Annotated in this window: 24 protein-coding genes; 17 read left to right on the forward strand and 7 right to left on the reverse strand. The window is 63.9% G+C overall.

The window, feature by feature from the left end; genetic code table 11:
* Positions 1 to 56 precede the first annotated feature (56 nt).
* The 6 genes from dusB (at position 57) to tspR (ending at position 8170) form a co-directional block, all read left to right on the forward strand.
* Complete coding sequence (gene dusB / locus OZ911_RS25745) at positions 57 to 1070, forward strand: tRNA dihydrouridine synthase DusB (RefSeq protein WP_016489376.1); 1014 nt, start codon at positions 57 to 59, stop codon at positions 1068 to 1070.
* Positions 1067 to 1387 (forward strand): DNA-binding transcriptional regulator Fis, encoded by a 321-nt coding sequence (gene fis, locus OZ911_RS25750; protein ID WP_012274390.1) that lies wholly within the window; start codon positions 1067 to 1069, stop codon positions 1385 to 1387. The genes dusB and fis overlap by 4 nt, the downstream gene beginning before the upstream one ends.
* An 81-nt stretch (positions 1388 to 1468) precedes the next feature.
* The gene (gene purH, locus OZ911_RS25755; RefSeq protein ID WP_023049476.1) at positions 1469 to 3076 is read left to right on the forward strand and encodes a bifunctional phosphoribosylaminoimidazolecarboxamide formyltransferase/IMP cyclohydrolase; all 1608 of its coding nucleotides are present in this window, start codon (positions 1469 to 1471) and stop codon (positions 3074 to 3076) included.
* Between the two features lie 182 nt (positions 3077 to 3258).
* On the forward strand, positions 3259 to 4554 hold the full coding sequence (purD, locus tag OZ911_RS25760) for a phosphoribosylamine--glycine ligase (RefSeq protein ID WP_268968515.1): 1296 nt from the start codon (positions 3259 to 3261) through the stop codon (positions 4552 to 4554).
* A gap of 150 nt (positions 4555 to 4704) precedes the next feature.
* Positions 4705 to 7476, forward strand: a complete 2772-nt coding sequence (locus OZ911_RS25765; RefSeq protein ID WP_023049271.1) for a hybrid sensor histidine kinase/response regulator — start codon at positions 4705 to 4707, stop codon at positions 7474 to 7476.
* Positions 7477 to 7573: 97 nt separating this feature from the next.
* Entirely contained in the window at positions 7574 to 8170 is a 597-nt protein-coding gene (gene tspR / locus OZ911_RS25770; protein WP_016489380.1) for a type III secretion system genes modulator TspR, read from the forward strand.
* Here tspR and OZ911_RS25775 read toward each other — a convergent pair.
* The 7 genes from OZ911_RS25775 to cobG form a co-directional block, all read right to left on the reverse strand.
* Positions 8167 to 8790: a hypothetical protein gene (locus tag OZ911_RS25775; protein WP_016489381.1), complete on the reverse strand. Its 624-nt coding sequence runs from the start codon at positions 8788 to 8790 to the stop codon at positions 8167 to 8169. The two genes, tspR and OZ911_RS25775, sit on opposite strands and share 4 nt — an antisense overlap.
* On the reverse strand, positions 8787 to 9476 hold the full coding sequence (locus tag OZ911_RS25780; RefSeq protein ID WP_031312560.1) for a hypothetical protein: 690 nt from the start codon (positions 9474 to 9476) through the stop codon (positions 8787 to 8789). The genes OZ911_RS25775 and OZ911_RS25780 overlap by 4 nt, the downstream gene beginning before the upstream one ends.
* A 59-nt stretch (positions 9477 to 9535) precedes the next feature.
* Positions 9536 to 10216 carry a hypothetical protein gene (locus OZ911_RS25785; protein ID WP_016489383.1) on the reverse strand — a complete coding sequence of 227 codons (681 nt, stop codon included), beginning with the start codon at positions 10214 to 10216 and terminating at the stop codon, positions 9536 to 9538.
* A 92-nt stretch (positions 10217 to 10308) separates the two neighbouring features.
* On the reverse strand, positions 10309 to 12006 hold the full coding sequence (gene cobJ / locus OZ911_RS25790; protein ID WP_070086894.1) for a precorrin-3B C(17)-methyltransferase: 1698 nt from the start codon (positions 12004 to 12006) through the stop codon (positions 10309 to 10311).
* Entirely contained in the window at positions 11994 to 12725 is a 732-nt protein-coding gene (locus OZ911_RS25795) for a precorrin-2 C(20)-methyltransferase (protein WP_016489385.1), read from the reverse strand. Before OZ911_RS25795 ends, cobJ begins: the two co-directional genes overlap by 13 nt.
* Positions 12725 to 13351: a precorrin-8X methylmutase gene (locus tag OZ911_RS25800; RefSeq protein WP_016489386.1), complete on the reverse strand. Its 627-nt coding sequence runs from the start codon at positions 13349 to 13351 to the stop codon at positions 12725 to 12727. Before OZ911_RS25800 ends, OZ911_RS25795 begins: the two co-directional genes overlap by 1 nt.
* Positions 13344 to 14675, reverse strand: coding sequence for a precorrin-3B synthase (gene cobG, locus OZ911_RS25805; protein ID WP_070086907.1), 1332 nt, complete (start codon positions 14673 to 14675; stop codon positions 13344 to 13346). Before cobG ends, OZ911_RS25800 begins: the two co-directional genes overlap by 8 nt.
* 244 nt (positions 14676 to 14919) lie before the next feature.
* On the opposite strand from cobG, the gene OZ911_RS25810 reads away from it, so the two are divergent.
* From OZ911_RS25810 to cycA, 11 genes are all read left to right on the forward strand, one after another.
* Positions 14920 to 16131, forward strand: coding sequence for a bifunctional cobalt-precorrin-7 (C(5))-methyltransferase/cobalt-precorrin-6B (C(15))-methyltransferase (locus OZ911_RS25810; RefSeq protein ID WP_016489388.1), 1212 nt, complete (start codon positions 14920 to 14922; stop codon positions 16129 to 16131).
* A complete protein-coding gene (locus OZ911_RS25815; RefSeq protein WP_070086908.1) occupies positions 16124 to 17218 on the forward strand; it encodes a cobalt-precorrin-5B (C(1))-methyltransferase in 1095 nt (364 codons plus the stop codon). Before OZ911_RS25810 ends, OZ911_RS25815 begins: the two co-directional genes overlap by 8 nt.
* The gene (locus tag OZ911_RS25820) at positions 17215 to 17958 is read left to right on the forward strand and encodes a cobalt-precorrin-6A reductase (RefSeq protein ID WP_016489390.1); all 744 of its coding nucleotides are present in this window, start codon (positions 17215 to 17217) and stop codon (positions 17956 to 17958) included. Before OZ911_RS25815 ends, OZ911_RS25820 begins: the two co-directional genes overlap by 4 nt.
* A gap of 231 nt (positions 17959 to 18189) precedes the next feature.
* Complete coding sequence (locus OZ911_RS25825) at positions 18190 to 18627, forward strand: NfeD family protein (RefSeq protein WP_023046926.1); 438 nt, start codon at positions 18190 to 18192, stop codon at positions 18625 to 18627.
* 26 nt (positions 18628 to 18653) lie between these two features.
* Entirely contained in the window at positions 18654 to 19508 is an 855-nt protein-coding gene (locus tag OZ911_RS25830; RefSeq protein ID WP_016489392.1) for an SPFH domain-containing protein, read from the forward strand.
* Between the two features lie 220 nt (positions 19509 to 19728).
* Positions 19729 to 20118, forward strand: a complete 390-nt coding sequence (locus OZ911_RS25835; RefSeq protein WP_016489393.1) for a DUF2946 domain-containing protein — start codon at positions 19729 to 19731, stop codon at positions 20116 to 20118.
* A 46-nt stretch (positions 20119 to 20164) separates the two neighbouring features.
* Complete coding sequence (locus tag OZ911_RS25840; protein ID WP_016489394.1) at positions 20165 to 20650, forward strand: copper chaperone PCu(A)C; 486 nt, start codon at positions 20165 to 20167, stop codon at positions 20648 to 20650.
* 22 nt (positions 20651 to 20672) lie between these two features.
* Complete coding sequence (locus OZ911_RS25845; protein ID WP_016489395.1) at positions 20673 to 21104, forward strand: DUF2946 domain-containing protein; 432 nt, start codon at positions 20673 to 20675, stop codon at positions 21102 to 21104.
* A gap of 66 nt (positions 21105 to 21170) precedes the next feature.
* A complete protein-coding gene (locus OZ911_RS25850; RefSeq protein WP_070086909.1) occupies positions 21171 to 23237 on the forward strand; it encodes a TonB-dependent copper receptor in 2067 nt (688 codons plus the stop codon).
* Between the two features lie 58 nt (positions 23238 to 23295).
* Positions 23296 to 24663, forward strand: a complete 1368-nt coding sequence (locus OZ911_RS25855) for a PepSY-associated TM helix domain-containing protein (RefSeq protein ID WP_023046924.1) — start codon at positions 23296 to 23298, stop codon at positions 24661 to 24663.
* 238 nt (positions 24664 to 24901) lie between these two features.
* Positions 24902 to 26308: a D-serine/D-alanine/glycine transporter gene (gene cycA / locus OZ911_RS25860; RefSeq protein ID WP_016489398.1), complete on the forward strand. Its 1407-nt coding sequence runs from the start codon at positions 24902 to 24904 to the stop codon at positions 26306 to 26308.
* Positions 26309 to 26412: the final 104 nt, after the last annotated feature.

Genomic DNA, 26412 nt, shown 5'->3' on the forward strand with positions numbered 1-26412 from the left:
TATCATGCCCACCCTTTTTCGAACTCCAAGATTCGGCCCCACAACAGGGATCACCTATGTCGGCGGTACGCATCGGCCCATACACACTACGTAACAACCTGATCCTCGCGCCCATGGCCGGGGTCACGGACCAACCTTTCCGTACGCTTTGCAAGCGCCTGGGCGCAGGCATGGTGGTATCGGAGATGGTCTCCAGCGACATGAGCCTGTGGAACAGCCGCAAGTCGAGCCTGCGCCGCATCCATGAAGGCGATCCCGAGCCACGCTCGGTGCAGATCGCCGGTGGTGACGCGCAGATGATGGCTGCAGCAGCAAAGGCCAACGTCGAAGCGGGCGCCCAGATCATCGACATCAACATGGGCTGCCCGGCAAAAAAAGTCTGCAACAAAGCTGCAGGCTCTGCTTTATTGAGAGATGAAGCCTTGGTCAGCGAGATCCTCCACGCCGTGGTCGGCGCTGTGGACGTCCCGGTGACCCTGAAGATCCGCACCGGTTGGGACCGGGCGAACAAGAACGGCCTGAACGTGGCGAAAATTGCCGAACAGGCCGGCATCCAGGCGCTGGCGGTGCATGGCCGTACACGTGCCGATCTTTACACCGGCGAAGCCGAATACGACACCATCGCAGCCATCAAGCAAGCGGTGTCGATCCCGGTCTTTGCCAATGGCGATATCACCTCGCCAGAAAAGGCCCGGGCGGTGCTGGATGCCACCGGGGTCGACGGCTTGTTGATTGGCCGGGCAGCCCAAGGGCGGCCATGGATCTTTCGCGAGATCGAGCATTACCTGCGCACTGGCGAACACCTGCCAGCGCCGCAACTGGACGAAGTGGAACGCATCCTGCTGGAGCATCTGGCCGCGTTGCATGCCTTTTATGGCGATGTGATGGGCGTACGTATCGCCCGCAAGCACGTTGGCTGGTACCTGGCAACACGACCCGGCGGCAAGGAGTTTCGCTCCCGGTTCAACGCTTTGGAAGACACACAAGCGCAGTGCGCCAACGTTCGCGCGTTTTTCAGTGAACGTCGACAGAGCCTTGGGACAGAGGACGGACAAGGGGTGGCCGCATGACGATGATGACAGAGACATTTGTGAGTGGAACAACGCCCGTGAGCGACAACGCCAACCTGAAACAGCACCTCAACACGCCGAGCGAAGAGGGCCAGACCCTTCGCGACAGCGTCGAGAAGGCGCTGCACAACTACTTCGCCCACCTGGAAGGCGCGACCGTCACGGACGTGTACAACCTGGTGCTCTCCGAAGTGGAGGCGCCCCTGCTCGAGAGCGTGATGAATTACGTGAAGGGCAACCAGACCAAGGCCAGCGAGATGCTCGGGCTGAACCGAGGCACCCTGCGCAAGAAGCTCAAGCAGTACGACTTGCTGTAAGCCAGAATCCCAACCAGAAAAGGCGGCTCCCTGAACAGAGGCGCCTTTTTTGCAGACTCCACCGCGTTATTGGAACCCGAAATGACCGACCAGACTACCCGCCTGCCAGTCCGCCGCGCCCTGATCAGCGTCTCCGACAAGACCGGTATCCTCGAATTCGCCCGTGAGCTGCAGCAGCTCGGTGTCGAGATCCTGTCCACCGGCGGCACCTACAAGCTGCTCAAGGACAACGGCGTGAACGCGGTGGAAGTGGCCGACTACACCGGCTTCGCCGAAATGATGGATGGCCGGGTCAAGACCCTGCACCCGAAAATCCACGGTGGCATCCTGGGCCGTCGCGGCACCGACGACGCCATCATGAGCGAGCACGGTATCAAGCCGATCGACCTGGTTGCGGTCAACCTGTACCCGTTCGAAGCCACCATTTCCAAGCCTGGCTGTGACTTGCCAACCGCCATCGAGAACATCGACATCGGCGGCCCGACCATGGTCCGTTCGGCAGCCAAGAACCACAAAGATGTCGCCATCGTGGTCAACGCCAGCGACTACGCCGGCATTGTCGAAAGCCTGAAGGCCGGCGGCCTGACCTACGCCCAGCGCTTCGACCTGATGCTCAAGGCGTTCGAGCACACTGCCGCCTACGACGGCATGATCGCCAACTACATGGGCACCATCGACCAGGCCAAGGACACCCTTTCGACTTCCGCACGCAGCGAATTCCCGCGTACCTTCAACAGCCAGTTCGTCAAGGCCCAGGAAATGCGCTACGGCGAGAACCCGCACCAGAGCGCGGCGTTCTACGTAGAAGCCAAAAAAGGCGAAGCGAGCATTTCCACTGCCATCCAGCTGCAAGGCAAGGAGCTGTCGTTCAACAACGTGGCCGACACCGACGCCGCGCTGGAGTGCGTGAAGAGTTTCGTCAAGCCGGCCTGTGTCATCGTCAAGCATGCCAACCCGTGCGGCGTGGCTGTTGTGCCTGAAGACGAAGGCGGCATCCGCAAGGCCTACGACCTGGCCTACGCCACCGACACCGAGTCGGCCTTCGGCGGCATCATTGCCTTCAACCGCGAACTGGACGGCGAAACTGCCAAGGCCATCGTCGAGCGCCAGTTCGTCGAAGTGATCATCGCGCCGAAAATTTCCCAGGCTGCCCGCGACGTGGTGGCTGCCAAGCAAAACGTACGCCTGCTGGAATGCGGCGAGTGGCCAGCCGAACGCGCTGCCGGCTGGGACTTCAAGCGCGTCAATGGCGGCCTGTTGGTACAAAGCCGCGACATCGGCATGATCACCGCCGATGACTTGAAGATCGTCACCAAACGGGCCCCGACCGAGCAAGAAATCCACGACCTGGTATTTGCCTGGAAAGTGGCCAAGTTCGTCAAGTCCAACGCCATTGTCTACGCCAAGCAGCGCCAGACCATCGGCGTGGGTGCAGGCCAGATGAGCCGCGTCAACTCCGCGCGTATTGCTGCAATCAAGGCCGAGCATGCTGGCCTGCAGGTGCAGGGCGCAGTCATGGCATCGGATGCGTTCTTCCCGTTCCGTGATGGCATCGACAATGCCGCTAAAGTGGGTATCAGCGCCGTGATCCAGCCGGGTGGCTCAATGCGTGATGCCGAAGTCATCGCTGCTGCTGACGAAGCCGGTATCGCGATGGTATTCACCGGTATGCGCCACTTCCGCCACTGATTTACGGCAATCGGCCGCACTGAAGCAGGCATCTGCTGCGTTGGGGCCGGTTCCGCTGATGCTCATTGCCAGAAGGCAACTCCGCTCATCGGAACCGGCCCCGCCTTGCATCTACCTGCTTCATTGCGACCTCGTACAGCGTGAGGCTTCGCCTTGCGCCCGAAAGAATTCGAGGTTTTGACATGAAAGTTTTGATCATCGGCAGCGGCGGCCGTGAGCACGCCCTGGCCTGGAAAGTTGCCCAGGACCCACGCGTGGAGAAAGTCTTCGTTGCCCCAGGCAACGCCGGCACCGCCATTGAAGCCAAGTGCGAGAACGTCGCCCTCGACGTATGCGCCCTGGAACAACTGGCCGACTTTGCCGAGAAAAACGTCGACCTGACCATCGTCGGCCCGGAAGCACCACTGGTCATCGGGGTGGTCGACCTGTTCCGCAGCCGTGGCCTGGACTGCTTCGGCCCAACCAAGGGTGCAGCGCAGCTGGAAGGCTCCAAGGCCTTCACCAAGGACTTCCTGGCGCGTCACAAGATCCCGACCGCCGACTACCAGAATTTCACCGAAATCGAGCCGGCCCTGGCCTACCTGCAAGAAAAAGGCGCGCCGATCGTGATCAAGGCCGACGGCCTGGCTGCGGGCAAAGGCGTCATCGTCGCCATGACCCTCGAAGAAGCCGAAGCCGCCGTGCGTGACATGCTGGCCGGCAATGCCTTCGGTGAAGCCGGTTCGCGCGTGGTGATCGAAGAGTTCCTCGACGGCGAAGAAGCCAGCTTCATCGTCATGGTCGACGGCCACAACGTGCTGCCCATGGCCACCAGCCAGGACCACAAGCGCGTCGGCGATCAGGACACCGGCCCGAACACGGGCGGCATGGGTGCCTACTCCCCTGCCCCGGTCGTTACCGCCGACGTGCACCAGCGCGTGATGGACCAGGTGATCTGGCCAACTGTGCGCGGCATGGCCGAGGAAGGCAACGTCTACACCGGCTTCCTCTATGCTGGCCTGATGATCGACAAGGCGGGCAACCCCAAGGTCATCGAGTTCAACTGCCGCTTCGGCGACCCAGAGACCCAGCCGGTCATGCTGCGCCTGGAGTCGAGCCTGGTGCTGCTGATCGAAGCCGCCTTCGCCAAGGCGCTGGACAAGGTCGAAGCCCAGTGGGACCCACGCCCGAGCCTGGGCGTTGTGCTGGCGGCTGGCGGTTACCCGGGCGACTACGCCAAGGGCGACGTGATCAGCGGCCTGGACGCAGCAGCCAAGATCGAAGGCAAGGTGTTCCATGCCGGTACTTCGCTCAAGGACGGCCAAGTGGTCACCAACGGCGGGCGCGTGCTGTGCGCCACGGCAATGGGCAGCACGGTTGCCGATGCGCAGCAGCAGGCTTACCGCCTGGCCAGGGAAGTAAGCTGGAACGGCAGTTTCTACCGCACCGACATCGGCTACCGGGCCATCGCCCGCGAGCGCGGTGAACACCAGCAGTAAGCACTACCGGAACGCCGTGCCGCCCGGGGCTGTCAACCGCCCGGCGCACGGCATCCGGCTCGTCGACAAGGCCCGGCACGGGCCTTGCCTTCGACTTGGCGCGCCGCGCATAGTTAGTACCCGGCACATCGGCTAAGAAGGGATTTCGTAGTGCGTCGGCTTCGGATTGCCTCAGCTCTGATCGTCACCTTGCTGACCTTGCTCTTCATGTTACCGGCTGCAGCCGAGCATGACGGAGGCTGGACCGTTCTGCTCGACGAACAGGCCAACCTGCAACTTAGCGATGTACGCTCCGAGCGTTATCGCAACCAGTTCAGCCCGCTGGTACTTGCCGAACTGGATGCCGCTCCGCCGGAGCAGGCCTTGTGGCTGCACTACCGCCTGGAACCAGGCGACCAGGAGCAACTGCTTCGGGTATTCGCCCCCGACCTGTCTGGGCTTGACCTATACGCCCTCCAGGGCGACCAACTTCTGCGTCAGTTGCACCACGGGCGCCAGGCCGGCAATGCCAGCCCGACCCTGCGTGGCAGCGACCATGTACTGCCCCTGCCCAACAGCAGGCAACCACTGGACATCTACCTGCGCCTAGTCTCCGAGCACCAGTTGCGCCCGGCCATCAGCCTTGAACCTGCGGCCGTAGCCGCCTCGGACCATAGCCAGCCACTGCTGTTCGGCATGCTGTTCGGCGGCTTGGTCATGCTGATCCTGCATAACCTGATCCGCTTCCTCTACAGCCACTCCACCACCACCCTGATCCTGGCGCTCTACCACAGCCTGATGCTGCTCAGCGGCCTGATCCTGCTGAACCTCAGCGGCCCTTGGTGGCACGTGTGGCACAACGCGCAAACCCCGGCCGCCTACCTGACACTGGTACTGGCCGGGCTGGCGGGGCTGTATTTCACCCAGCACTTCTTCAACCCGTGCAACTCGCCGCGGATCAACCGCCTGCTGCAGGGCGAAATGCTGGTGGTCGGGGTCAGCGGGCTGGTGCTGCTGTTCGTCGACACCCTGCCCCTCAACCTGATGACCTACGCCTTGCTGGCGCTGGGCAGCGTGAGCATGCTGCTGGTCAGCAGCTACCACTGGTACCGGGGCTATGCACCCGGCCGGCTGTTCAGCCTGGCCATGGTGGTGTTCAACCTGGGTGGCCTGGTGCTGCTGCCGGCACTGCTGGGCCTGACCCGTACCGCTACGCCTTGGCTATTGTGCATTCTGCTGGGGCTGGCCGTGGCCAGCGGCCTGCTGCTCAACCTGGCAGTCAGCGAACGCCTGCGCCGCATGAGCGAAGAGCGCTTCAGCGCCAGCCGCGCCTTGGCCGCCAGCGATGCCGAAATGAACGCCAAGGCCGAGTTCCTGGCCAAGATCAGCCACGAAATCCGCACCCCCATGAACGGCGTGCTGGGCATGACGGAGTTGCTGCTGGGCACACCGCTGTCAGTCAAGCAACGCGACTATGTGCAGACCATCCACAGTGCCGGCAACGAGCTGCTGACACTGATCAACGAAATTCTCGACATTTCCAAACTGGAGTCCCGGCAGATCGAGCTGGATGACGTGCAGTTCGACCTCAATGCACTGATCGAGGATTGCCTGAACATCTTCCGCGCCAAGGCCGAGCAGCAGAACATCGAGCTGATCAGCTTCACGCAGCCACAGGTACCGCGAGTGATCAGTGGCGACCCGACACGCCTGCGCCAGGCCTTGTCGAGCCTATTGGAAAACGCCCTGAAAAACACCGATCAGGGCGAAATCCTGCTGGTAGTGGCACTGGACCAACGGGGTGAGCTACCGCGCCTGCGCATCGCTGTGCAGGACAGCGGCGAACCGTTGGCCGCCGCAGACCGTGAAGCGTTGTTGCAAGCCGAGCTGCACAGCCACCACTTCCTGTCCAGCAACAAGCTGGGCGGCCACCTTGGGCTGGTCATTGCCAAACAGCTGATCGGCCTGATGCAGGGCGAGTTCGGCATCAAGAGCAGCACCGGCATGGGCAACACCCTGTGGCTGACCCTGCCGCTGGACCCCTCTCGCCTGGAGCAGCCACCAACCGATCTCGACAGCCCGCTGCGCGATGCCCGCGTGCTGGTGGTGGACGACAATGACACCTGCCGCAAGGTGCTGGTGCAACAATGCAGCGCCTGGGGCATGAACGTCAGCGCGGTGCCTTCGGGCAAGGAAGCGCTGGCCCTGTTACGCACCAAGGCGCACCTGCGTGACTACTTCGACGCCGTGCTGCTGGACCAGAACATGCCGGGCATGACCGGCATGCAACTGGCCGCCAAGATCAAGGAAGACCCGAGCCTGAACCACGACATTCTGGTGGTAATGCTCACCGGTATCAGCAATGCACCGAGCAAGGTCATCGCACGCAACGCCGGGGTCAAACGGATACTTGCCAAGCCGGTGGCCGGCTACACACTCAAAACCACCCTGGCCGAAGAACTGGCTCAGCGCGGCCGCGATCAGGCGGTGCCGGCCAGCCTGCCCGGTATCCCGCAGGCACTGGACCTGCCAGGCGACTTCCGCGTGCTGGTCGCCGAGGACAACAGCATTTCGACCAAGGTAATACGCGGCATGCTCGGCAAGCTCAACCTTGAGCCCGACACCGCCTGCAATGGCGAGGAGGCCCTGCAGGCAATGAAAAACCAGCGCTATGACCTGGTGCTGATGGACTGCGAGATGCCCATTCTGGACGGTTTCTCGGCCACCCAGCAGCTGCGTGCGTGGGAAACCGCCAACCAGCGCCAGCGCACCCCGGTAGTGGCACTGACCGCGCACATTCTTACAGAACACAAGGAACGCGCCCGGCTGGCGGGCATGGACGGGCACATGGCCAAGCCGGTCGAGCTGTCGCAATTGCGCGAACTGATCCAGTACTGGGCCAATCACCGGGAAGCCAAGGTGGACCCGGCGCCTACTTCCTAGACTACGCTGTCGTGCAGTGAACACTGATCACCAGATCCATACGGCCCGCTCCCACAATAATTGCGCAACCTTTTTGAGTTTCCGAGGACCAGCGCTCATGCTCCATGAGTTGTTCAGCGTCTACCTGAAAATGCTCGTGCTCTACAGCCCGTTCTTCGTGCTGTCGTGCTTCATCAGCCTGACCCGCGGCCACTCCAGCAAGGAGCGCAAGCAACTGGCCTGGAAGGTCGCTTTCGCAGCCCTGGTCGCCAGCGTGCTGCTCTACCTGTTCGGTCGGGTGATCTTCGGTATTTTCGGCATTACCGCCGACGCCTTCCGCATCGGGGCCGGCAGCGTGCTGTTCATTTCGGCTTTGGGGATGGCGCAGGGCAAGCCGGCGGTACAGGCCGACAACGTGCAGCAGGACGTGACGATCGTGCCGCTGACCATTCCGCTGACGGTTGGCCCCGGTACCATCGGTGCCCTCTTGGTGATGGGTGTGAGCCAACCGCACTGGGACGACAAACTGCTGGCCATCGTCAGTATCGCGCTGGCCAGCTTTACCGTCGGCCTGGTGCTTTACCTGTCGCACGGTATCGAGCGGATCCTTGGCGACCAGGGCCTGCAGATCGTCAGCCGTCTGATGGGGCTGTTCGTCTGTGCCCTGGCGGCGCAGATCATTTTTACCGGGATCAAAGGGTATCTGGTGCCTTAGATGGCATAGTCATGAATGCGCGCCTGGGACACCTTGACGACGCTTTCCTGGACTTTTGGCAATACGCTGTTCTCAAAGGCCAGAATATTGAACCGTACCAGTTCCGCACGCACATTCTTGTGACTGCGCTTGCGGCTGATGAACCCTGCACTGAAAACAGACTGTTTGTCCGCTTCGTGGTAAACCACCATATCAACCCGGTTGTTGCCAGCCGGCGCGCAGGCCAACACTTGAAAGTGTTGCCTCTCGAATGCCTTTGTCTCAAGTTCCTTCAGCACCGATGGCTTCTTCAGCAATGTTTGAATAGACACTTTCACCGATGTAGCAAAGCTGTCTCCGGCCGTTTTGGACAGCGTCTGCAGCAGTTGATCCGTCTGCTGCGTACGCGTCTTGTCCGGCCAATGGATCTGCTCGGCCGTTACGGCATCCCACCCCATGAATTTGAGCTGGTTACGGTAATAAGCGAACCAGTCTTTTATCAGCCCCTCCTTGTAAGCGGTATCGGTGGCTCGTTCGGCCATCGCCAGGGCCAGCTTCACCTTGTCTTTCTGCGCGGCATCAATGCCTGGCAAAAAGGAAACGATCCCGGCGCCGATCACGGCAGACGTGGCTTCACTCATGATGCTGCTCCTGTAGGTTGCGCGTAAGGGTCAAAGCGGTAAGCAGCTTGTGCGTCTTTGCTTTGCATCAAGGCTTGCAATTCACCACGCTGGTGCTGGAAGCGCCCTTCATCCAACGCCAGGGAAACGCCATTGAACTCGGCTTCGCCATCAAGCACGTGTTCGCTCGTAAATGTCGCCATCGAGACCAGCGAGAGTGGCTGGTCGATTTGCATCGAGATGCTGCACAGGTCCAGTGTCGGTCCCGGCTTGAGTACGCCGAGTTCGATGACCAGCGTGGAGGACTGGGCCTGGTCGTGTGCGCTGAACTTCAGCAGGTGCCGCAAGCCCTCAGCAGATCGAGCGAGGCCCGACTTGATTCCCGCCAGCACGGCCTCATGGCGTAACGAGCGAATTTTCAGCCAGGCTTCAAGTGGCTGTATATGCGCGTTGCGCACGGGTCGCCCCAACTGCTTGAGGTCATGTGTGCTGGCCAGCTTGATCCAGCCCAATTGGCGGTAAGCCTCGCGATACGCGGCATACCAGCGTTCATAATTGTCGATGCGTGAACCGGCGTGCTTGTTGGCCACCAACTGTGCGTAAAGGATTGAATCAAAAGCGGCCTGGCGTTGTGCCTCGACCGTGCCCGGCGAATACAGCAATGCTGTTCCGCCAATCAACATCAATTGCTCAGCTGCTCTATCCATCGTGTTACCTCATCACAAAGAACCGAACAAGGCGGCGTTGCGACGACGCCGCCGAGCAATCAGATGTCGTACTCGAGAACGTTCTCGACGCTGCGCACGCCAAGTTTGTTTTCTACGGTTTCGCGCACTTTGTCGTAGACGAAGTTGTTGAGCGTGAGCACTGCCGTACCGGCGTAGTACGAGGTTTTGTCCAGCTTCCACTGGATACCCAGCACGTCGTCGTCCAGTTGCGGGGCAGAGGCCTGGATGCAGCTCACCACCATGACCACATCGTTGTTTTCGGTTTCAATGCAGGCCGCCATGCCGACCATGCCCCTGGCCTTGTTCTTGCGCTTGTGATCAAGCACCTTGGCATCGTTTTCGACAGTGGTCAGTTTGTCGAAGGCCAGCTTTGCCACTTCGCCCAACTTCGTGCCGCCCAGCATCGCATTGCCCACCACACCGATCGCGCGGATCGCCACGGCGCCGACGGTGACAGACAGTTCCGCCGAAGTTTCAAGTTCGAAGGTACGGCGTGGGATGGTGAAACCAAGGTCACGCATGACGTCGATAAATTTGTCGTACCACTCCCGGCTCTGCTTTTCGGCGTTAAAGGCTTTGTCGGCGACCAGCGTGGCGAAGTGGAAGGCATTCTTCACATCGTGACGGCTTTGCGCAGACATGCCCGCGCCGCAGGCAAGCAGGTTGCCTTCTACCAGGATGGCAGCGTTAGTGGTGGTGACTTGTGTTGCATCGGACATTGGAAACTCCTTGATGGTTGCCCCTTGAGTCAGGGGCAACCACCTTAGCCAGCGCGTTGGCCACGAAGCGCGCTGAAGGGTTTCCGACGCAACTAGTTGGCGGTGGGGTACCAACGCGGCGTGTACGCCCACACCCCACCCGACAGGCGAGGGAATACACAGGTTGTAGAGGACCCGACCAAAACCATGGTGCGCATATCGACCATTTCCGGCAGCAGCTCGGCCAAGGTGACTACCTTCAGCGTCTGCCCCGGCCTACCGATGTCGCGGCCAAGGACTACAGGCGTGTTCCCCTCGCGGTGGCGACGCACAACCTCAAGTGCCACCCCGAGCTGGTGCGGCCTGGACTTGGAAATCGGGTTGTAGAAGGCCAGCACCAGGTCCGCCTGGGCCGCCAGGTCCAGGCGCTTTTCAATGATCGACCAGGGCTTGAGGTTGTCCGACAGCGACATCACACAGAAGTCATGCCCCAGCGGTGCACCCGCCTGCGCAGCGGTAGCGAGCGAGGCCGACACCCCAGGCAGGATCTCGAGGTCGACGCGATGCCAGGTGGGGTCACTGGACTCGTGCAGCGCTTCAAGCACTGCAGCGGCCATGGCGAACACGCCTGGGTCGCCCGACGAGACCACCACCACCGAACGGCCTTGGGCCGCCAGCTCGAAGGCATGCCGGGCGCGCTGCATTTCTTCACGGTTGTCGGTGCAGTGCATCACCTGGTCGTCACGGAACGGCCCGGCCATGCGCACGTAGGTTTCGTAGCCGAGGATATCCTCGGCGCGTGCCAGCTCGGCCTTGACCGCCGGCACCATAAGCTCGGCAGCGCCAGGGCCGAGGCCGATCACCGCCAGCCGGCCACGACGGCGGCCGACCTGCGCGGCATCCACCGGCGCCGGCGCCACTGCGATGACCACTTCGGCCTGTTCTATCAACTCTGCGCCTGGCAACGCTGCAGCCACCATGCTGGCCACATCGCCTGGCCTGGCAGCGAAGCGCAAGGCGACACCCAAAGCCTGCGCAGCCTCGTGCAAGGCACTGTCGGCCATGGCTTGTTCGTCCGCCAGCACACAGGCAACAGATGGCTCGGCGATACCGGCCTGCTGCAATGCAGCTCGAATACCGTTCAGGTTGCCACCTGCAACCCCCACTACCACCGAGCGGGGGTGGATCAGCAATTCGTCTCGGTTGGCCGGGCGCGCCTGATGCCCCACATGAATGGTTCGCCGTGCTGCATCGCTGGCAGGCAACTGCACCTGTTGCAGCCACGGCGCATCACCTTCGATGCGCACCGCCTCGCCAGCCAGCAAATCAGAGACAAAGCGCTTGCCTTGCTCGATGTCCGCCAGTGCATAACCCTGCGGCGGGTTCAGCAGGCAAGTGCCGAACCGCAGCTCGCCGCTGGTGGTGATCGCTGCAGCAACGCCCAGTGCGTCAGCGATTTCGCGCGCCATCACGTTCACGCCGCCCAAGCCACCGAGCAGCGGCACCACAGCGCTGCCATCCTCGGCCACGGCCAGCACCGGCGGCTCGGTGCCTTTCTCGCTGAGCAGGCTGGCCAGGCTGCGGATGACAATGCCGGCAGCACACAGGGCGATGATCGGCGTGTCCTGCTGGTACAACCCGCGCAGGGTCTCGCCGAACGAACGGTACGATTGGTCTGCACCCTCGACACGCCCCTCCAGACCATGGATCGTCGCCTGTGGATACCATTGCTGGATACGCTGCGCCGTCGCCAGGCTACCCGGGCCAAGCATGACGATTGCCGGGGCATTGTGCGTGCTCATCCCTGCCATTTTTCCCCCGGCACGATGATCAGCGAGAAGTACGGCGACGACTGAGGGTCGACCTGGTCCAGCGGCACGATCTTCTGGTTGGCCATGGTAGCCCGCTCCACATACAGCGCGCGCCCATCCAGGCCTAGCTCGGCCAGTACGTCGCGGACTTTGGGAAAGTTGCGCCCAAGTTTCATGATCACCGCCGCATCGGCGTCGGCCAGGCGGCGCTTGAGCTCCTCTGCGGGTAACACACCAGACAAAACCGACAGGCTCTGGTTGCGGTACACCAACGGCGCGCCCAGCACCGAGGCGCCACCGAGCATCGAGCAGACGCCCGGGATCACTTCGGCCTCATAGCGCTGCGCCAGGCGGTCGTGCAGGTACATGTAGGAACCGTAGAAGAACGGGTCACCTTCGCAGATCACCGCCACGTCGCGACCGGCATCCAGGTGCTCGGCCACCTGCACGCTGGCTTCGTCGTAGAAGTCGCTGATCACCTGCTCATAGGACAGCGGTGCCGGCAGGGCTTCGGTAGTTACCGGGTAGACCAGCGGCAACAGCGTCTGCTCCGCTTGCAGGTGCGCCTCGATGATGCCGAAGGCATTGCCACGCTTGCCCTTGGCCACGAAGTAGCCGACCACTGGCGCCTCGCGCAGCAGGCGCAGGGCCTTGACGGTGATCAGTTCAGGGTCACCCGGGCCAACGCCCAGGCCAAGCAGACGTCCACGCGGCGCCATCACTCCACCTCCGTAGCCAAGGCGTTGACTGCAGCGGCAGCCATCGCGCTACCGCCCAGGCGGCCTTGCATGATCACGAACGGCACGCCGCGGCTGTCGGCGGCCAGCATCGCCTTGGACTCGGCCGCACCGACGAAACCGACCGGGAAGCCTAGGATCAGCGCCGGCTTGGGTGCACCGGCGTCGATCATCTCCAGCAGGTAGAACAGGGCGGTGGGCGCGTTGCCGATCACCACCACGCTGCCTTCCAGGTACGGGCGCCACAGCTCCAGGGCTACCGCGGAACGGGTGTTGCCGGCGTCCTTGGCCAGGCCTGGCACGCTGGGGTCGCGCAGGGTGCAGATGACTTTGTTGTCGGCAGGCAGGCGGGCCCGGGTGATGCCTTCGGCGACCATGTGCGCATCGCACAGGATCGGCGCGCCGTTAAGCAGCGCCTCGCGCCCGGCCCGGCCGGCGCCCTCGGAGAACTGCAGGCCATCGATGGCATCGACCATGCCGCAGGCGTGGATCACGCGCACGGCGAGCTTTTCGAGGTCTGCGGGGATCCGCTCGAGTCGGGCTTCCTCACGGATGATCCGGAAGGAATTGCGATAGATCTCCTGACCATCGCGGATGTAGTCAATCATCAAGGTGCTCCGTCGGCAGGTCGAGCATGGCGCCTGCTTCATTCAAGGTAAGGTCGGTGCCGCGCAGGGCGCCAAAGCCCGGTTGGCGCGCGTCACGCAGATAGAGGTCATATCGGCCCGGCGAGCGGGCCAGCAGGGTGGCCGGGGCAACATGGGCCACGGCGCAGGAACGGGGGCAGCCAGACAGGTGCACGCTGGCGGGCACGCCAGGGCCCAACAGCGCGGCCAAGGCAACGGCGTCGGCCTTTGTCTCGCCAAGCGCCTTGGCGCACCCGCTGGCACCGGTGCAGGCGCTGATGCGCGCCAGCGGTTCATGGTCGTGGCACAGCAGGCCCAGGGCGGACAGTTCGGCCTGGGCGGTGTCGATGTGGTGTGCTTGCAGGTTGGTCAGCACCAGGCTTTGCCAAGGGCTGAGCCGCAAGCTGCCATCGCCCCGTTCCCGGGCCACCCGCGCAGCCCCGCGCAGCATGGCCGGGGTCAGGCGGCCTTGCGGCGGGGCTACGCCAAGGGCAACGCCTTCTGCCTGCGGCAGCGTGCCCAGCCAGGAGGCGCGGTGCTGTTCACGGCGCCAGGCGAGCACGGCGGTATCACGGCGGATGTCCAGGCCGAGCCCATCGACGAAATCGCTTGCCGGGCACACCTCGAGCAACTGGCGCATGCGCGACTGCGTCAGGGTGGCCAGGTCGAGAAAGCGCTCCAGCACCGCACGCACCAACGCCAGGCCCTGCGCCAGCGGCACGGCGCCGAGCACCTGGCCGTCCGCCGGGCAGCCCGCCAGGCCAAACGCCAGCCAGGTCTGCTGCTCCAGACGCAGGGCCGATAGCCACAAATCGTGGGGGTGCTCGAGCATGGCGAGGCGCTCGCCGGCATCCAGCTGCACGGCAAACTTGGCCGACAATTGGTGAAAGCGCGGGGTGCCTTCCAGCAGGTCGAGGATCTGCCCTGCCAACGGCCGTGCATCCAGCAGCATTGCCGGATCATGCCCGGCCAGCGGGCTGAGCATGAGGTTGCGCACATCGTCACCGGCCACATCGCGCGGCCCCAGGCCGGCTGCGAGCAGTGCCTCGACCAGGGCGCGATGTGCGTTGCCAATGCCGCGGATCTGCAGGTTGCCACGGTTGGTGGCCTCGATCACGCCGCTGGCAAAGCGCTCGGCTGCCGTCGCCACCGCGTCGGCCTGGTCGGCCAGCAGCAAGCCGCCTGGCAGTTTGATGCGGCAGATGCCGCCATCACGGGCACTGACAATACGCCACAACCCCGGGCAGGCCGAGGGGCGGGGCGAAACGTTGGGGGCATGGGCCTGCGTCAAAGGGGCGTCCGGCAATCTGTGAAAATGCGCTTGAGTGTAGAAGGCGCGGTATTATGCCTGCTTTGTCCGGCGGCATGAAAAGCCGGTGGTCGAGCATCCTCAGCGATTGAGGAGAAATTCAGGGCTGTGTCGCCCTCTTCGCGGGCACGCCCGCTCCCACAGGATCATCGCTTCCCTCAATGGCTGCGCTGTACCTGTGGGAGCGGGCGTGCCCGCGAAAGGGCGCGAAGCGGCCCCAAAAAATGGCGGAATGAAATACATGGCACCCTGGCTGACAGTAGTAGGCATCGGCGAAGACGGCTTCAGTGGCCTGGGCAAGCAGGCCCGGCGCGCGCTGCTGGGCGCTGCGCGGATCTTCGGCAGCCCGCGCCAGCTGGACTTGCTGCCGCGCTGCGTGCCCGGCGAACGGCTGGGCTGGCCAAGCCCGTTTTCCCTGGGCCCGGTGCTGGCCCTGCGCGGCGAGCCAGTGTGCGTGCTGGCCAGCGGCGACCCGATGTTCTTCGGTGTCGGCGCCAGCCTGGCGCGGCAGGTGCCTGCCAGTGAGATGCGTGTGCTGTCGATGCCCTCCTCCTGCGCCCTGGCCGCCGCCCGCCTGGGCTGGCCGCTGCAGGAGGTGCAGGTGGTGTCGCTGGTGGCCCGGCCACTGTCGGCGCTCAATGCCCACCTGCACAGCGGTGTGCGCCTGTTGGTGCTGAGCAACGATGGCGACAGCCCGGCGGCCATTGCCGCGCTGCTGCGCGAGCGTGGCTTCGGGCCAAGCCGCCTGCGGGTGCTGGAGCACCTGGGAGGCCAGCAAGAACGCGAACTGGCCGGCACCGCCCAGGACTGGCCGCACGCCGAGATCGCTGCGCTCAACCTGGTGGCCATCGAGTGCCTGGCCACGCCCGATGCCCCACGCCTGCACCGCCTGGCCGGGCTGCCGGACAGCGCCTTCCGGCACGACGGCCAGCTGACCAAACGCGATGTCCGCGCCATCACGCTGGCGCGCCTGGCGCCTCAGCCCGGCGAACTGCTGTGGGACGTGGGCGCGGGCTGCGGGTCGATCGGCATCGAATGGATGCGCGCCCACCCGGCCTGCCGCGCCTTGGCCATCGAGGCCGATGAAGGCCGGCAAGGCTTCATCGAACACAACCGTGACGCGCTGGGTGTACCCGGCCTGCAGCTGATCTGCGGCAAGGCGCCTGCAGCACTGCAAGGCCTGGAGCAGCCTGATGCAATCTTCATTGGTGGCGGCGTCACCCGCGAAGGCGTGCTGGACCTGTGCTGGGCAAACCTGCGCCCCGGCGGGCGGCTGGTAGCCAACGCGGTGACCTTGCAAAGCGAACTGGCCCTGGCGCATTTTCGCGAACAGCACGGTGGTGAGCTGACCCGCATCCATGTCGCCCATGCCCAGCCCTTGGGCGCGTTCGACACCTGGCGCCAGGCGCTGCCGATCACCCTGCTGGAAGTGGTGAAACCCGTCGATGCGTGAAGAAACCCGCGAACAGCCCGCGCCCCTGCGCAGCGGCCTGACCACCGGCAGCTGCGCCACCGCCACCAGCCTGGCAGCCGCTCGCTTGCTGCTGATCGGCGAAAGCAGCGACGCCGTCAGCATTACCCTGCCCAAGGGCAAGGTGGTGCAGATGCGCCTGGAATTCTGCCGCCTGATTGCCGAGCGTGCCGAAGCCGGCACCCTCAAGGATGCTGGCGACGACCCGGACGTGACCCACGGTGCCCTGCTCTACAGCCAGGTGCGCTTGCTGGGCGAGCCGGGCATCCGCTTTGTCGCCGGCACCGGCGTCGGCACCGTGACCCGCCCGGGGCTGGTGCTGGCGGTGGGTGAGCCGGCCATCAATCCGGTGCCACGGCGCATGATCACTGAACACCTGCAACGCCTGGCCGACGCGTGCGGCTACCTCGGTGGTTTCGAGGTCACGGTCAATGTGCAGGGCGGCGACCAACTCGCGCTCAAGACCATGAACCCGCGCCTGGGCATCCTCGGCGGGCTGTCGATCCTTGGCACCAGCGGCATCGTGCGGCCGTTCTCCTGTGCGGCCTATATCGCCTCGATCCACCAGGGTATCGATGTAGCACACACCAACGGCTACACGCACATCGCCGCGTGCACCGGCAACGCCAGCGAAGACACCATGCGCCGGGTCTACGGGCTGCCGGAAATCGCCCTGATCGAGATGGGCGATTTTGTCGGTGCAGTGCTCAAGCACCTGCGCAAGGTGCCGGTGCCGCGCCTGACCCTGTGTGGCGGTTTCGGCAAGATCAGCAAACTGGCCGCCGGGCACATGGACCTGCACAGCCGCCACTCCAGCATCGACTTGCCGCAACTGGCCGGCTGGGCTGCCGACATTGGCGCTGACGAAACACTGCAGGCAGCCATCATCGGCGCCAACACCAGCCAGCAAGCGCTTGCACTGGCTCATGCGGCCGGCATTGCCTTGGGTGACGCAGTGTGCGCCCACGCCCTGGCCTTCGCCCGCAGCGTCGTGCCGGCGCTTGTGCAAGTGGAAGTGTTCGCCATCGACCGCCAGGGCGGCATCGTCGGCCGGGCAGGTGTGCAATGACTGCGCGCATCCTGCTACTGGGCGGTGTCACCGAAGCCCTCGCCATCGCCCGCCGGCTCGGCCCTCAGCATGTCTATAGCCTGGCCGGTATCGGTCGTGTGCCGCAGGACCTGCAATGCCAGGTACGGGTCGGGGGCTTTGGCGGTGCCGAGGGCTTGGCCAACTACCTGCGCGAGGCAGGCATCACCCTGTTGATCGATGCCACCCATCCCTATGCCGCGCAGATCAGCCGCAATGCTGCCAGTGCTGCACGTAGCGCCGGCATCCCGTGCTGGGCCTTGCGCCGCCCGGCCTGGCAGGCGCAAGCGGGGGATGATTGGCGCGAAGTCGAGGACTGGGCAGGGCTGATCGAAGCACTCAAGCCGTTTCGCAGACCGCTGTTCACGTTGGGGCGTGAGCCACTACAGCATCTGGACGAGATTCCGCCGGAGCAGTTCTGGACCTTGCGGGCGCTGGAAGCGTGCCCTGGAAACGCGCGCTGCGAAGTGATTGGCGCGCGTGGGCCATTCAACATTGAAGATGAACGGGCATTGTTCCAACGCCGCAGTATCGATGTGCTGATCAGCAAGAACAGCGGCAGTGTGGCGACCGAGCCGAAGCTCGAGGTAGCGCGGGAACTTGGTCTGCCGGTGCTGATCCTCAAGCGCCCGGGGTTGCCGGATATTGACCGCGCATTCGAATCGCAGGCTGACATGGCAGCAGCACTCGACCTGCATCAACACATCTCGCAAGCACGCTAGAGATCCCTGTGGGAGCGGGCAAGCCCGCGAACACCGGCGAAGCCGGTGCCATACATCGAGTCGTCTTCTGCGCGGGCACGCCCGCTCCCACAAAAGACCGTACCCGTCTTGAAACCTGTATATGACCGTTGCCCTACAGCCCTTTCGGATATTTCTTTCAACCCCGCACGTGGCTCTGGGTCGTACTGCTGCCGTAAACTCAACGCCCCTCCCCCGGAAGGTTTCACCCATATGGAAATGCAATGGTGGATCTGGCTGGTCTTCGGCATCGCGCTGATCCTGCTCGAACTGGTCTTGCCAACGTTCTTCATCCTCTGGTTCGGCATCGGTGCCGTGCTGGTCTCTCTCATCTCGCTTGCCGCCCCCAGCCTGCAACTGGACATGCAGGGCCTGCTGTGGGTCGTGCTGTCATCGGCCACCACCGCGCTGTGGTTCAACGTGTTCCGGCGCAAGCAGCCAGACGTGCGCTGGACCGCCGACAGCGTGATCGGCGAGGTGGGCTTGCTGAGCGCTGGCGTTTCGGAGTTCCAGAAAGGCCGCGTGCGTTTCCAGAAGCCGATCCTTGGCAGCGAAGAATGGACCTGCATCGCCGATAGCCAGATCGCCGCCGGCGAACGGGTGCGCCTGACCGCCATCGAGGGGAACATCGCCCGCGTCATCCGGGCCTGAATCCGCACTAAAAGGAATTTCGCATCATGACCAGCCTCATCGTCGTCGGCGCCATCGCCCTGTTCGTCCTGATCACCGTGTTCAAGGGGGTACGCATCGTGCCCCAGGGCGAGGAGTGGATCGTCGAGCGCCTGGGCCGCTACCACAGCACCCTCAAGCCCGGCCTGAACATCCTCATCCCGTACATGGATGTGGTCGCCTATCGCCTGCCGACCAAAGACATCATCCTCGATGTACAGCAGCAGGAAATCATCACCCGGGACAATGCCGTCATCGTTGCCAACGCCCTGTGCTTCGCCAAGGTGGTCGACCCGCAGAAGGCCTCCTATGGCGTGCAGAACTTCTCGTTCGCCGTCACCAGCCTGACCATGACGTCGCTACGCGCCATCGTCGGCGCCATGGACCTGGACGAAGCGCTGTCCAGCCGCGAGCAGATCAAGGCACGCCTGCGCGAGGCAATGTCGGAGCAGACCGAAGACTGGGGCGTGACCGTGCGCTCGGTGGAAATCCAGGACATCAAGCCTTCGGAAAACATGCAACTGGCCATGGAGCGCCAGGCGGCGGCCGAGCGTGAGCGCAAAGCCGATGTGACCCGCGCCGAAGGCGCCAAGCAGGCCGCGATCCTTGAAGCGGAAGCTCGCCTGCAGGCCGCCAGGCTGGATGCCGAAGCGCAGATCAGCCTGGCCGAGGCTTCGGCGCGGGCGATTTCGCTGGTCAAGGAGGCCGTGGGCAACGAAACCGTGCCGGCGATGTATTTGCTGGGTGAGCGCTATGTCGGGGCCATGGAGAACCTGGCGAGCAGCAACAACGCCAAGGTGGTGGTGTTGCCGGCGGATCTGCAGGAAACCGTCCGTGGCCTGATGGGCCGCAACAAGGCTTGAGATTGCCGGGGCCGCTCTGCGGCCATTCGCGGCACTAGGCCGCTCCCACAGGACAGCGCAGTATTCGAGGCTGCGGCACTTCTGCAGGAGCGGCCTTGTGCCGCGATGGGCTGCGCAGCAGCCCCCATACCCGACAGCCTGCGTCACTTCACCGCACCCTGCCTTTTTTACCTATACTGCGCCTTACAATAGCCACCACGATTCCTGACCGGATCTCTCCATGCCCCCACGTCGGCCCATCGCCTGGATAGCCTGCCTTGCAGTGCTGTTCAACCTGCTGGCCATGCCGCTGGCCTCTGCCGTGCCCAAGGGCCCGGCAGAGCAGCTGCTGTGGGGGGCTTTCTGTTCCAGCATGGCCAACAAGGCCAAGGTCGATGTCCAGGCCCTGGCCAAGATCGACCTTGGCCCGCAAAGCGACGACAGCGCCAGCATGATGAATTGCTGGTGCTGCTCCGGCGCAGCGCCGCTGCTGGCCCTGCCCGGCTACCCGCCGCAACTGCACAACCCGCCAACACTGTTTGCCGGCCTGCTGCCGCCCCCCGCCGACTACCAACCCACGCCGCGCCAGCTCTGGCCCGCGCTAAACCCCCGTGCCTCTCCGCTGGCCTGAGTTCATCACGCTGTCTGCCTGAACCTGAACACAACGGAGATTCACCATGCTCAAGCACGCCCTCGTCATGGCCGCCCTGCTGCTGCCCGGCGCCTTTGCCAATGCCCACGAATACAGCGTGGGCGACCTGCACATCGCCCACCCCTGGTCGCTGCAGTTGCCCCCCAACGCCCCCAATGTCGCCGCGTATTTCGTGGTGCACAACAATGGCCAGGCCGATGACCGCCTGCTGAGCGTCGACAGCCCCATCAGCGATGACGCGCAACTGCACGAGCATGCCATGAGCGCCAGCGGCGCCATGAAAATGCAGCAAGTGCCCAGCGTGGTGGTGCCTGCCGGCAAGGACCTGACCTTCGCCCCCAGCGCCTACCACGTGATGCTGATGCAGCCAAAAGACCGCAGCCTGCTCAGCGACGGCAAGCGCTTCCCGTTGACCCTGCATTTCGAAAAGGCCGGCGACATCACCGTCGAAGTGGCCGTGCAGAAGCAGGCGCCGGCGGACCAGCCGCAAGCCCACGAACACGCGCACTGACAACTGCTGACAGGCACTCGCCATGAGCCTGCCGCGCAACAGCATCAGCCGTACCACCCGCCCTGACCGCAGGCGCGCCGGTGGCGGATGGCTGAGCCTGTTCGCCATGTGGATGATTTTCATCGGCCCGCTGATTTCCCAGTCGATGCCGATGGACCACCACGCCGGTATGAGCATGCCGATGGACATGCCGATGGCGGCTGCCCATGAGCATGGCGGCGACGCCCATCACGGCCACGGCGGCGATGGCCAGCTGCATGTGATGTGGGAAAAGTGCGGTTATTGCAGCCTGTTGTTCAACTGCCCGGCCCTGCCCCAGGCCCTCAGCCCGCTCAGCGCCGGCAGCGTCGCCCCCACCACCCACCTGCTTGCACCAACGCACCAGGGCCATGCCCGGCAGGCTGTATTCCCCGGTGCGCGCAGCCGCGCCCCGCCTTCCTCGATCAGCGTCTGAACCCACATTTTGTGCACGAAGCCAGGAGGCTTCGCGCTAATTCATGACTGATCGACTGGAATCATTATGTCCGGCTGCACCCCTGTTTTTGCCTTGTCCCTGCGTGGGACCCTCGCCGTCGTGTGCGGCTCGTTGCTCGCGCCCGTGGCCCTGGCCGCCGACCCTGGCCATGAAGGCCATGGGCACGATGCTCCCGAGCTGAGCCCCACGGTGATAACTGCCGTGGCCCCAAGTTCGCCACTGACCGTGGTCACCAACCCGAAAGACCCGCGCCAGCCAGTGCCGGCCAGCGACGGCGCCGACTACCTGAAGACCATCCCCGGCTTCTCGGCGATCCGTGCAGGCGGCACCAACGGCGACCCGGTGTTGCGCGGCATGTTCGGCTCGCGCCTGAACATCCTCACCAACGGCGGCCTGATGCTGGGCGCCTGCCCCAACCGCATGGACGCCCCCACCTCCTACATTTCGCCAGAGACCTACGACCGCCTGACCGTGATCAAGGGCCCGCAAAGCGTGATCTGGGGCCCGGGCGGCTCGGCAGGCACCATCCTCTTCGAGCGTGAACCCGAAAAGTTCGGCACCCTCGGCAGCCGCGTAAACGCCAGCCTGCTGGCAGGTTCCAATGGCCGCTTCGACAAGGTGCTGGACGCCGCCGCCGGCAACAGCCAGGCCTACGCCCGCTTCGTCGGCAACCAGTCACGGTCGGATGACTACCACGACGGCAACGACGACACCGTGCCGTCACGCTGGGAAAAATGGAACGGCGATGTTGCCCTCGGCTGGACGCCCGACCAGGACACCCTGCTGGAGCTCACCGCCGGCAAGGGCGATGGCGAGGCCCGCTATGCCGGGCGCGGCATGGACGGCTCGCAGTTCAAGCGTGAAAGCCTGGGCCTGCGGTTTGAAAAGTCCAACCTCGGCGAAGTGCTCGACAAGGTCGAGGCGCAGGTTTACTACAACTACGCCGATCATGTGATGGACAACTACAGCCTGCGTACCCCGTCCGGCAGCGGCATGATGGGCATGCCGATGGTCAGCAACGTCGATCGCCGCACCCTGGGTGCACGCATAAAGGCCACCTGGCGCTGGGCCGATGTGCAGCTGATCAGCGGCATCGACGCGCAAACCAACGAACATCGCCAACGTGGCGGCATGGGTGTGGACGCACACAAGGGCCAGGCCTGGACCAAGGACGCCGACTTCCACAACTACGGCGCCTTCAGCGAACTGACCTGGTACGTCAGCGGTGAGGACCGTTTGATCACCGGTGCCCGCCTGGACCGCGCCTCGGCCCGCGACTTCCGCCAAGGCAGCGCCACCGAAGGCGATACCCGCGCCGACACCCTGCCCAGCGGTTTTATCCGCTACGAGCACGATCTGGCAGCCATCCCGGCCACCACCTACATCGGCCTCGGCCATGCCCAGCGCTTCCCCGACTACTGGGAGCTGTTCTCGCCAAAGCTGGCGCCACCCGGTTCGGCCAATGCCTTCGACGGCATCAAGCCAGAGAAAACCACCCAGCTCGACTTCGGCATCCAGTACCGCACCGAACGCCTTGAAGCCTGGGCTTCGGGTTATGTGGGGCAGATCCGCGACTACATCCTGTTCGACTACCGCACCGGCATGATGGGCATGAGCACTTCCCAGGCGCAGAACATCGACGCCCGCATCATGGGTGGCGAACTGGGTGCGGCCTACCAGCTGACGGAAAACTGGAAGGCCGACGGCACGCTGGCCTATGCGTGGGGCAAGAACAGCAGTGACGGCAAAGCGTTACCGCAAATGCCGCCCCTGGAAAGCCGCCTGGGCCTGACCTACAGCCGCGATGTGTGGAGCGTCGGCGCACTGTGGCGGCTGGTGGCTGCGCAGAACCGCATCGCCGAGAACCAGGGCAACGTGGTCGGCAAGGACTATGACAAGAGCGCCGGCTTTGGCGTGTTCTCCCTGAACGGCGCCTACAAGGTGAACAACAACCTCAAGCTCAGCGCAGGGGTCGACAACCTGTTCGACAAAACCTACGCCGAGCACTTGAACCTGGCCGGGAACGCCGGGTTCGGCTACCCGGCTACAGACCCACAGCCGGTCAACGAGCCAGGCAGGACCTTCTGGACCAAGGTCGATTTCAGCTTCTGACAACAACCACGGGCGCAGCTTCGGTTGCGCCCCTCTGCTGGTCAAACAGGAGGTTCCCATGAGAGGAACACGCACCAATTTCTATAACCTGGCCTGGCGTTGGCACTTTTATGCGGGGCTGTTCGTGGCCCCGTTCATGATCCTGTTGGCGATTACCGGGATCATCTACCTGTTCAAGCCGCAGCTCGACCCGCTGCTGTACAGCGACCTGATGGTGGTCGAAGCCGGCCACCATCGGCAGGGCGCCGATGCGATGCTGGCCGAAGTGCGCCAGGCCTACCCCGAAGGCCACGTCGGCCAGTACCTGCCCCCGCTGAACGCCGAGCGCAGTGCGCAGTTCGTGGTGCATGACGGCGGGCGCGAACTGAACGTGTTCGTTGACCCGTACAGTGGCAAGATCCTCGGCGAGCAGGACGGCAAGCAGAACCTGCAGGCCATCGCCCGCGCCCTGCATGGCGAGCTGATGGTCGGCACGGTCGGTGACCGCCTGGTGGAACTGGCCGCAGGCTGGGGCATCGTGCTGGTGGTGTCGGGCCTGTACTTGTGGTGGCCACGCGGGCGCAATGGCGCTGGCGTGTTGTGGCCACGGCTGTCGGCACGCGGCCGGCTGTTCTGGCGCGACCTGCACGCGGTAACAGGCTTTTGGGGTTCGGCCCTGCTGTTGCTGATGCTGGTCAGCGGCATGACCTGGACCGGCCTATGGGGCAAGCAGTACGCCGATTTGTGGAACCGCTTCCCGGCGGCCATGTGGAACGACGTGCCAAAGTCGGACCAGCAGGCAGGCGAACTGAACAACGCACACCGCCAGACCGTGCCCTGGGCAATGGAAAACACACCGATGCCGCAGTCCGGCGCACACGCCGAGCACGCTGGGCACCACATGATGTCGGACAAGCCCGCAGCACCCCAGGTGAGCGTGCAGCAGGTCGAAGACATCGCCACCTCGCGCCAGGTCGAGCCTGGCTACAGCATCACCCTGCCGACTACGGCAGACGGCGTGTTCACCATTGCCGTGTTCGCCGACGACCCGCGCAACGACGCTACCCTGCATGTCGACCAGTACACCGGCAAGGTCCTGGCCGATGTGCGCTGGCAAGACTACAGCCCGGTCGCCCGCGCCACCGAGATGGGCGTAATGCTGCACGAGGGCAAGATGTTCGGGGCGTTCAACCAGATCATCATCCTGGTGGTGTGCCTGATGATTCTGCTCGGTTCGGTGAGCGGGCTGGTGATGTGGTGGAAGCGCCGGCCTGAAGGCGGGCTGGGCGTGCCACCGCTGCGCCATGACCTGCCGCGCTGGAAAGCGGCGGTGGGCGTGATGCTGGTGCTGGGGGTGATGTTCCCGTTGGTGGGAGTGTCGATGGTGGTGATGTGGGTGGTGGACAGCCTGGTGGTGCGCCGCCGCCGGGAGCTGGCCAGCGCCTGAGCCCTGCATAACCTGCACTGGCCTCTTCGCGGGCTTGCCCGCTCCCACAGGATCTCTGCCGCCCTCAGGCGTGGCGCGATACCTGTGGGAGCGGGCATGCCCGCGAAGAGGCCGGTGAAGGTCTCGAACTTTTCCTGCGAAAGCACGGCTGCCATCTGAAGATCGTGTCGATCTGTCGCGATCTCGAATTGGAACGCTCGTGTTAGCCTAGCCGGCGACTTTCAAGGGAATGCAGCTTATGACCGCAATTTCACCCAAACCACAAGAAGAGCAGCACCTGCAACGCAACCTGACCAACCGCCATATCCAGCTGATCGCCATCGGCGGCGCAATCGGGACCGGCCTGTTCATGGGCTCGGGCAAAACCATCAGCCTGGCGGGCCCGTCGATCATCTTCGTCTACATGATCATCGGCTTCATGCTGTTCTTCGTCATGCGCGCCATGGGCGAACTGCTGCTGTCGAACCTGAACTACAAATCGTTCATCGACTTCTCGGCCGACCTGCTCGGCCCCTGGGCGGGTTACTTCACCGGCTGGACTTACTGGTTCTGCTGGGTGGTCACCGGTATCGCCGACGTGGTCGCCATCGCAGCCTATACACAATTCTGGTTCCCCGACCTGCCGCAGTGGATACCGGCGCTGACCTGCGTAGGGCTGCTGCTGTCGCTGAACCTGGTGACGGTAAAAATGTTCGGCGAGATGGAATTCTGGTTCGCCCTGGTCAAGATCATCGCCATCCTCGGCCTGGTCGCTACCGGCCTGTACATGGTCATCACCGGCTTCACCTCGCCCAGCGGGCGCACTGCACAGCTGGCCAACCTGTGGAATGACGGCGGCATGTTCCCCCATGGCCTGATGGGCTTCTTCGCCGGGTTCCAGATTGCCGTGTTCGCCTTCGTCGGCATCGAGCTGGTGGGTACCACCGCCGCCGAAGCCAAGAACCCGGAGCGCACCCTGCCGCGGGCGATCAACTCGATCCCGATCCGCATCATCGTGTTCTACGTGCTGGCGCTGATCGCGATCATGGCCGTGACCCCATGGCGCGACGTGGTACCGGGCAAGAGCCCGTTCGTGGAGCTGTTCGTGCTGGCTGGCCTGCCTGCGGCGGCCAGCATCATCAACTTCGTGGTGCTGACCTCGGCGGCCTCGTCGGCCAACAGTGGCGTGTTCTCCACCAGCCGCATGCTCTACGGCCTGTCGCAAGAAGGTGACGCGCCCAAGGCATTCGAAAAACTGTCGAGCCGTTCGGTGCCGGCCAACGGCCTGTATTTCTCGTGCACCTGCCTGCTGCTGGGCGCGGTGCTGATCTATCTGGTGCCAAACGTGGTCGAGGCGTTCACCCTGGTGACCACGGTTTCGGCGGTGCTGTTCATGTTCGTCTGGACGCTGATCCTGCTGTCGTACCTGAAGTACCGCAAGAACCGCGCGGCGCTGCACCAGGCGTCGAAGTACAAGATGCCGGGCGGGCGCTTCATGTGCTTCGTGTGTTTGGCGTTCTTCGCCTTCATTCTGGTGTTGCTGAGCCTGGAGGCGGATACGCGCTCGGCGTTGGTGGTAACGCCGATCTGGTTCGTGCTGCTGGCGGTGACGTATCAGTTTGTACGCAGCAGGCGCCATCCGCGTTCGGCTGTGCGTAACGGCTGATGGCCTAGGGGGCTGCTTTGCAGCCCATCGCGACACAAGGCCGCTCCCACACGCCGTCAGATGTGGGAGCGGCCTTGTGTCGCGATGGGCCGCACAGCGGCCCC

Source organism: Pseudomonas fortuita, from assembly GCF_026898135.2.
GTDB lineage: Bacteria > Pseudomonadota > Gammaproteobacteria > Pseudomonadales > Pseudomonadaceae > Aquipseudomonas > Aquipseudomonas fortuita.